Source organism: Moorena sp. (assembly GCF_982860115.1).
This window is the reverse complement of record NZ_CEYLVT010000331.1, coordinates 4,162-6,300: the sequence shown is the minus strand read 5'-3', so window position 1 is coordinate 6,300 and position 2,139 is coordinate 4,162. Positions and strand designations below refer to the sequence as shown.

General features: G+C 48.1%; 3 protein-coding genes. All 3 read left to right on the top strand.

From position 1 onward, the window contains the following. Nucleotides 1-218, top strand: a 218-nt coding sequence (locus AC4II3_RS30605; RefSeq protein ID WP_490723002.1) for a hypothetical protein, incomplete at its 5' end; no start/stop codon positions are given. Nucleotides 219-286: 68 nt separating this feature from the next. Continuing rightward, nucleotides 287-427 (top strand): hypothetical protein, encoded by a 141-nt coding sequence (locus tag AC4II3_RS30600; protein WP_488010432.1) that lies wholly within the window; start codon nt 287-289, stop codon nt 425-427. 2 nt (nt 428-429) lie between these two features. After that, nucleotides 430-1,935, top strand: coding sequence for a UbiD family decarboxylase (locus tag AC4II3_RS30595; RefSeq protein ID WP_488010431.1), 1,506 nt, complete (start codon nt 430-432; stop codon nt 1,933-1,935). The last annotated feature ends 204 nt before the right edge of the window (nt 1,936-2,139 follow it).

The window sequence follows — 2,139 nt, the reverse complement described above, 5'->3', positions numbered from 1 at the left end:
CGCTTGGGATCAAGACAATGATGATTGAAGAGCGATGCAGCTTCGGAACAGGGGGTTTCCCCCACTCGCGCTTTGCATCAAGACAACGACAAATTAAGTATATTGTCTTGATGCAGTCGCTCATGGGGGAAACCCCCTTTGGCGGCGCTGCATCGCTTAGGTACCCTAAATATTTGGAAAAACGCGAGTTCCATAAAACTCAGGTGCTGGTAGATTGAAGGAGCTTCCAGCCAGAAGCCAGGAGTCGGTTAGGGTTAAATCTGTAATTATAGCGCTGATCAGAGTAATGAGGTATACAGAATTTTTCCCCTACTCCCGATTCCCGATTCCCGATTCCCGATTCCCGATTCCCCTTAACCCAAGACTAAAGTCCCTCAGGCAATTGAGAACTGGTATAGTAAAAATGACTCAGCTTAACAAATTGTAATCATGGCCAGAGACCTAAGGGGATTTATCCAAGAGCTAGAACAGAAGGGACAATTGCGGCGGATTAAGGCTTTAGTTGACCCAGATTTGGAAATTGCTGAGATATCAAACCGGATGCTACAAGCGGGTGGACCTGGCTTGCTGTTTGAGAATGTAAAAGGGTCATCCTTTCCGGTGGCGATTAATTTAATGGGAACAGAAGAACGGGTTTGCTGGGCGATGAACCGCTCAACCCCGGAAGATTTGGAAACTCTGGGCAAGAAGCTAGGGATGCTGCAACAACCAAAGCCACCTAAGAAGATTTCCCAGGCGGTGGAATTTGGCAAAATTTTGTTTGATGTGGTCAAAGCTAAACCAGGGCGAGACTTTTTCCCTCCTTGTCACCAGGTGGTGGTGCAGGAAAATGATTTGGATTTGAATACATTACCCCTGATTCGCCCTTATCCCGGTGATGCTGGCAAGATTATTACCTTAGGATTGGTGATTACGAAAGATTGTGAGACTGGTATTCCTAATGTGGGGGTTTATCGGCTACAACTGCAGTCTAAGACTACGATGACGGTGCATTGGCTCTCGGTCAGGGGTGGAGCACGACATTTGCGCAAGGCGGTGGAGAGAGGAAAGAAATTAGAAATTGCGATCGCACTCGGTGTTGACCCCCTGATTATTCTGGCTGCTGCTACTCCCATACCGGTTGACCTGTCGGAATGGCTCTTTGCTGGACTCTATGGTGGGTCTGGGGTCAACCTAGCCAAATGTAAAACCTTAGATTTAGAAGTACCAGCGGATTCGGAGTTTGTCCTCGAAGGCACGATTACTCCAGGGGAAATGTTGCCAGATGGTCCGTTTGGTGACCACATGGGTTATTACGGTGGAGTGGAGGATTCCCCCTTGATTCGCTTCCACTGTATGACTCACCGCAAGGATCCGATTTATTTAACTACCTTTAGTGGGCGTCCACCAAAAGAAGAAGCGATGATGGCGATCGCACTCAATCGGATTTATACCCCCATCCTGCGGCAACAAGTCTCAGAAATTGTGGATTTCTTCTTGCCCATGGAAGCTCTGAGTTATAAAGCCGCCATTATTTCGATTAAGAAAGCCTATCCAGGACAAGCGCGACGGGCTGCTTTGGCGTTTTGGAGTGCGTTGCCTCAATTTACCTATACCAAGTTTGTGATTGTGGTGGATGAGACTATTAATATTCGCGACCCCCGTCAAGTGGTGTGGGCAATTAGTTCTAAGGTTGACCCAGTCCGGGATGTCTTTATTTTGCCCAATACTCCCTTTGATAGTTTGGATTTTGCTAGTGAAAAGATTGGCTTAGGGGGACGGATGGGTATTGATGCTACTACTAAGATTCCACCGGAAACCGAACATGAATGGGGCGCAACGTTGGAGTCTGATGGGGATGTAGCAGCGATGGTAGACCGGCGTTGGGCTGAGTATGGGTTAGGGGATTTGGATCTCAAGGATGTTGACCCGAATTTGTTTGGTTACCAGATGTGATTTATAGGTCAGCGGTCAGCGGTCAGTGGTCAGTGGTCAGCGGTCAGCTGTCAGCCGTCAGCCTCAAATAGATTACTAGAAAGCGTTGCTGAATCTTCGGATGAATAGCAGTAGAGTGGGCATCCTGCCCGCGCGAAAATAAGCATGAAAGTAGAGTGGGCATCCTGCCCGCGCGAAAATAAGCATGAAAGTAGAGTGGGCATC